The sequence below is a fragment of the Microcoleus sp. AT8-A3 genome (assembly GCF_036705675.1).
GTDB lineage: Bacteria > Cyanobacteriota > Cyanobacteriia > Cyanobacteriales > Microcoleaceae > Microcoleus.
This window is the reverse complement of sequence record NZ_JAUBVD010000123.1, coordinates 1-5495: the sequence shown is the minus strand read 5'-3', so window position 1 is coordinate 5495 and position 5495 is coordinate 1. Positions and strand designations below refer to the sequence as shown.

At 45.4% G+C, this 5495-nt stretch carries 8 protein-coding genes; 1 reads left to right on the top strand and 7 read right to left on the bottom strand.

Annotation, left to right across the window (positions count from 1 at the left end):
- The 6 genes from QUB51_RS30020 to QUB51_RS29995 form a co-directional block, all read right to left on the bottom strand.
- Positions 1-437, bottom strand: a 437-nt coding sequence (locus tag QUB51_RS30020; RefSeq protein WP_333058667.1) for a hypothetical protein, incomplete at its 3' end; no start/stop codon positions are given.
- Between the two features lie 195 nt (positions 438-632).
- On the bottom strand, positions 633-917 hold the full coding sequence (locus QUB51_RS30015) for a type II toxin-antitoxin system RelE/ParE family toxin (protein WP_194062326.1): 285 nt from the start codon (positions 915-917) through the stop codon (positions 633-635).
- Positions 914-1126 carry a hypothetical protein gene (locus QUB51_RS30010; RefSeq protein WP_194062328.1) on the bottom strand — a complete coding sequence of 71 codons (213 nt, stop codon included), beginning with the start codon at positions 1124-1126 and terminating at the stop codon, positions 914-916. Before QUB51_RS30010 ends, QUB51_RS30015 begins: the two co-directional genes overlap by 4 nt.
- Positions 1127-1290: 164 nt before the next feature.
- The gene (locus tag QUB51_RS30005) at positions 1291-1659 is read right to left on the bottom strand and encodes a XisI protein (RefSeq protein ID WP_333212831.1); all 369 of its coding nucleotides are present in this window, start codon (positions 1657-1659) and stop codon (positions 1291-1293) included.
- Complete coding sequence (locus QUB51_RS30000; protein ID WP_333058612.1) at positions 1647-2129, bottom strand: element excision factor XisH family protein; 483 nt, start codon at positions 2127-2129, stop codon at positions 1647-1649. Before QUB51_RS30000 ends, QUB51_RS30005 begins: the two co-directional genes overlap by 13 nt.
- Entirely contained in the window at positions 2129-2278 is a 150-nt protein-coding gene (locus QUB51_RS29995; RefSeq protein WP_333058613.1) for a hypothetical protein, read from the bottom strand. The genes QUB51_RS30000 and QUB51_RS29995 overlap by 1 nt, the downstream gene beginning before the upstream one ends.
- A 144-nt stretch (positions 2279-2422) precedes the next feature.
- Here QUB51_RS29995 and QUB51_RS29990 point away from each other — a divergent pair, with 144 nt between their 5' ends.
- Positions 2423-4123: an ABC-F family ATP-binding cassette domain-containing protein gene (locus QUB51_RS29990; protein ID WP_333264519.1), complete on the top strand. Its 1701-nt coding sequence runs from the start codon at positions 2423-2425 to the stop codon at positions 4121-4123.
- A 79-nt stretch (positions 4124-4202) separates the two neighbouring features.
- Here the strand turns inward: QUB51_RS29990 and QUB51_RS29985 are convergent, their stop codons facing one another.
- Entirely contained in the window at positions 4203-5153 is a 951-nt protein-coding gene (locus tag QUB51_RS29985; protein WP_333058615.1) for a fructosamine kinase family protein, read from the bottom strand.
- Positions 5154-5495: the final 342 nt, after the last annotated feature.

The following is a 5495-nucleotide window of genomic DNA, read 5'->3' as shown; positions in this document are numbered from 1 at the left end:
GTTAGGCTAATCGTCCTTGGATATTCTTTATCCATTTGGATTAAACGAGTCGCACTCCACGCAATTGTACTGTACCCTTGTCCAATAATTACGCCCCCCTGATATTCATGGGTTCTATCTTTTAATGTTTTAGCATCTGGTCTCCCCCATGCAGTGTGGTCAATTGCCACTAACAGATGTTCTGCTACGGGTACTTGCTGTTCTAATTGCTGGAGATACAGCAGCATCAGTTTTTTCCGGTCTGGCCTACAGTCTTGCAATGCCTCGTAAACGCTTGACCATTGACGATTAAATAATGGATTGAGCGAAAATTCGGCCAAACATGACGAATTACTGGTGGTCATCACTGCATCCATGAGCTCGAATGTTGCATCCTTGCCTCGTACCAATAACTCGTATGCTTCTTGACGAAAGTCCTTTAATCGTTCACTGTTCATTTAAGGAGTGAATAGGTTGTTATTTTTCACCCTCATTCTCTCCTTAACGGTGGCTCTAGTTTTTCTTGGGCCACCGTTCTCATCTTTAGTTAGTCTAAACTACAGTTTTTTCTGTTACCCCTATTTATTGAGCGGATACCTTTCTTCCATATTAAAAAAGCAGATAGAAAGAGGTGATCGCATAAACTAGCATTTTCAATACACCTCATCATGGCTACCAATATCAAGCAAGAGAATTTCCTCATCTCCTGACTCTGGATTCTCAACAAAATTAAATACAATCCGACAGTCATACTCCACAGAACAAGCCCAAGATCCCGCTAACTGACCTTTGAGTTTGTGTGTTTGTAGTGATGGCTCGAAAGAGTTTTCTGCCAAAAGTCTTAAAATAGCTTCAACTTTGGGCTGTAGTTCCGGGTGTTTGCGAATGAGGGCTTTGTAAGCACGTTTAAATGATTGAGCAAAGGTGATAAGTTTCAACGGTTTAGCTCCGCGATCGCTTCATTAACTGTACCTCGAAAGACCTTTCCAGATTGATAGTCTTGTTTTCCTTGTGCAATGTTAGCAGCAATTTCGGTGCGACGGCGATCGCTAAGTCTCCGGTGCATGATGACAAGTAAAGCAGTTTGTTCGTCTATAGACAAGGTTTCGATCTCGTCTAAAATGCTGTCAAATGTTGAGGTTTGCATGGTGAATTAGGTTTTGTGGCGATAATGGCTGTCTTATTTTACTTGAGTTTAAGGGAATTTGCTGAAGGCGATGGCACCTCCGATCGCCTGCTTTAAAGTTGAAGCGCGTGAAGCGAAGCTATCCCGTAGGGCATCGCCCTCCAAGTCAAATCCCTTCCACTCCATCATACTTTCAAGGATTCTCGCTGCTGTTCACTACAAGGCACTCCATAAGCAGTATACGGTCTAACATCAGGCGGTTGCAGTCCCAAAACAATTGATTTAGCCGGAATTCCCGCTGCAACTAACTCCTCAGCAATCAGGCGATCGGTATTATTTGCTTGAATCCACACCTGACCATCAATAATATCAATATGAATCACGCAATGGTGAATGCGCTGCTCGTTAAACCAACCTATATTGATTAACATATAGCGGTCATTTTCTACATCAAAAATTGTGGCGTTTTGCGTCCCACTATCACAAACGGGAATCTCAGCGTATTCAGTAAGGAGCTGTCTAACAAGTTGGCGATAATTATTTAAGCTATCCATTGTACTATTTCCTCGGTTTTTGGGTTGAAAACAACCAAATTTAGGCGGTTATTATCTAGCAATATCTGACCAAAATTTTCTCCTTCAAAAAGCTCTGTAAAAGCATTTAGTAGAATTGCCAGATACAGTTGTCTTTCTGATTCCGTCCGTTTTGCGATGTCATAGTAAAGAGTATATTTACCCAAAGCTTGCTCTAAATCTGCAATTCTAGACTCTCTGATAAAACTTTTAACTTCAACGGCTATCTTGCGATCGTTGTTCTCAGCAGCTAATAGCTGTTCGGCACCAAGATCGATCGATAGGTTTCTCTTCGCCCAAGCCAAGGGATACGGATCGTGGGTAATTGTCCAGCCAGCCTTAATCAGAGCCTGTTTGACAACTTGATGATAAATGTCTCTTGCTGGCACGATCGCTCTCTTTTGCGATCGAGGTTGACACTGACTATTATAATGTGCAGAAGTCTCAACCATTATTCGAGAAATTCAATCTCAAACAACACGATCGCCCGTAAGCGTTGCCCTCGAAGAGGATCGCCCCACCCAAATAGTCCTGAACCCACATCGAGGCCAGAAACCGGGTTTCTTCCTATATCTCTAGCCCAGAATCTGCGATTTTTCATAGAAACCCGGTTTCTTCCCGTAACTCCTACCAAATCAAAATCTGGCAATACCCTAAATATAATTAAAATTTGTTAAGATTAACTCGACCTCAGCGCCGGCATCCCATCCGCCGCTAAACCTGCCCTTCCCCAGTCCCCACAACAATGCTGCGACTCGAACACATCAGTAAAATTTACCCCACAGGCGTCGTACTCAAAGATGTCACCTGGGAAGTCAAACCGGGCGATCGCATCGGCTTAGTCGGCGTTAACGGTGCCGGTAAATCCACCCAACTCAAAATCATCGCCGGCGAAATCGAACCCACCGCAGGCGAAGTCATTCGCCCCGCCAGCCTCCACATCGCCTACCTCTCCCAAGAATTTGAAGTAGATCCGACTCGCACCGTCAAAGAAGAATTTTGGCGCGCCTTCAGCGAAGCCAACGAAGTCCACGAATCCCTGATGCAAGTCCATCGAGACTTGGAAAACTCCTCTCCAGAAAATCTCGACGAACTGATCCACAAAATGGATCGGCTGCAACGGCAATTTGAAGGCTTAAACGGCTACGGTTTAGAAGCCCAAATCGAGAAAATTCTGCCCGAAATCGGATTTGAACCCGAAGATGGCGATCGATTAGTCAGCGCCTTCAGCGGCGGCTGGCAAATGCGGATGAGTTTGGGCAAAATTCTCCTGCAAAAACCCGACATCCTGCTGCTAGACGAACCTACCAACCACCTCGACTTAGAAACGATCGAATGGCTGGAAGTATACCTCAAAGGGCTGACAACCCCAATGGTAATCGTATCCCATGACCGAGAATTTCTCGATCGGCTCTGCACCCAAATCGTCGAAACCGAACGCGGCGTTTCCAGCACCTACCTCGGCAACTACTCCTCCTACCTGCTGCAAAAAGCAGAAGCCAGAGAAGCCCAACTCAGCGCCTACGAAAGCCAGCAAAAAGAACTCGAAAAACAGCAAGCATTCGTAGAAAAATTCCGCGCCAGCGCCACTCGCAGCACCCAAGCCAAAAGCCGCGAGAAACAGTTAGACAAAATCGAACGCATCGAAGCGCCCACTGGCGGATTAAAAACTTTGCATTTTCGCTTTCCCCCCGCACCCCGCAGCGGCCGCGAAGTAGCAATAATTGAAGATTTGGTGCACACCTACGGCGAAAAAATCCTATTCTTGGGAGCCGACTTATTGATTGAAAGGGGCGATCGTATTGCCTTTCTCGGCCCCAACGGCGCGGGCAAATCAACCCTGCTACGCCTGATTATGGGTTTAGAAAAGCCTTCTGAAGGTACAGTCAAATTGGGAGGCCACAACGTCATCCCCGGTTACTTTGAACAGAATCAGGCAGAAGCCTTAGATTTGAATAAAACCGTGATGGAAACCATTCACGACGAAGTACCAGACAGGAAAAATGAAGAAGTTCGGACTTTGTTGGGCCGTTTTCTGTTCACCGGCGAAACAGTATTCAAACAAGTCGGCGCTTTGAGCGGCGGAGAAAAAGCCCGTCTGGCTTTAGCAAAAATGCTGTTGACTCCGGTGAATTTGCTGATTTTGGACGAACCGACAAATCACCTCGACATTCCGGCGAAAGAGATGATGGAAGAAGCGATTCAGAATTATGACGGTACAGTAATTATCGTTTCGCACGATCGCTATTTCATCTCCCAAGTCGCTAACAAAATAGTCGAGATTCGGGACGGAGAGTTTCGCCCTTATTTGGGAGATTACCACTACTATCTCGATAAAATAGCTGAAGAAAAAGAGCTAGCCAAGTTAGCCAAAATTGAAGCAGAAAAAGCAGCTAAAAAAGCAGAAAAAGAAGCGAAGAAAAAAGCTGCTGCTAAGCAAAAATAAACTTGCATCCCACGCAGATAAACCTTAAATCCGCGTTTATCTGCGTGCATCTGCGGTTTAAAAAGCATCTGATTCTTAACTAACCCAAAATTCGACTAATCATCTGATTCGCCTGGGACTCGTAACTCCCACCAAACAATTTAAAATGATTTAAAATGTGATAGAGATTATAAAGAGTTTTGCGTTCTTCATACCCTGAATCCAAAGGCAAAACCTGATTATATCCCCGGTAAAACTGCGCCGGAAATCCACCAAATAGCTCGGTCATCGCAAGATCAACTTCTCTATCTCCCAAATATGCCGCCGGGTCAAAAATCACCGGTTCCCCCGCAGATGTCACCCCCGCATTTCCCCCCCACAAATCCCCGTGAACTAGCGAGGGTTGAGGTTCATAACCAGCTAACAATTCAGGAATCATCTCTAATAAACGTTCTCCTTGCGGAAAATGACCTCCCCGGCGCCTAGCCAATTTTAACTGATAACCAATCCGATGTTCGGCCCAAAATTCGGCCCAATTTGCCGTCCAATTATTAATTTGTATAGTTGAGCCGATCGTATTATTAATCTCCCAACCAAAAAATCCCCTTAGCAAGCTAGAATTAGGCTCTTCTCCCCCCCTTAGCAAGCTAGAATTAGGCTCTTCTCCCCCCCTTAGCAAGGGGGGGCTGGGGGGGGTGTATTTGTGCATTTCGGCGAGTTTTCGCCCCATTTCTTCCCAAGCTCGATCGCCCCCGCGTCCTCCCAAATCCAGCCATTCCAGCACAATATAAGCGGAATTCCCCTCAGTTCCCCAGCAAATCGGCTCAGGTACTCGAATCGTCTGGGTTTCCCGCATTTGCTGCAAACCCAGCGCTTCAGCTTCAAACATCGCGACTTGGGAAGCTTGATTGATTTTCACGAAGTAAGTGCGGGAACTGCTGCTGATATAATAGCCTTGATTGATGCAGCCACCGCTGACGGAACGGCGATTGTCGATCGAAAATGTTTCTCCGGCTGTTTCAGAGATGTGCGCGGCAATTTTCTCCCACATAGCATGAAATCGTGTTGAGGGTTGAGGGCGATCGAAATTACTTTAACAGGTATAGCAAATTAAAAATTAATCAGCAAAAACAACAAAGCTTAATTAGCAAAAACAACAAAGCACCTATCTGTACAGAGAGGTGCTTTTGTTTAAAAATGGTTCCAGGGATTGAGCTATTTTCGAGCTGGAACCAGGGCGTTTAACCATCTAAAAATTAGTAGTATCTCAGTGATGCCACTGAGTATTTTGAAACTACCAAAAAGTAGTAAGGGTGAAAAACCCTGAAGACTGCAGAGAATTAAGTCATCATCATCACCATGTAGAAAGAGAGGTCAAGCCCTCGGTCTATTA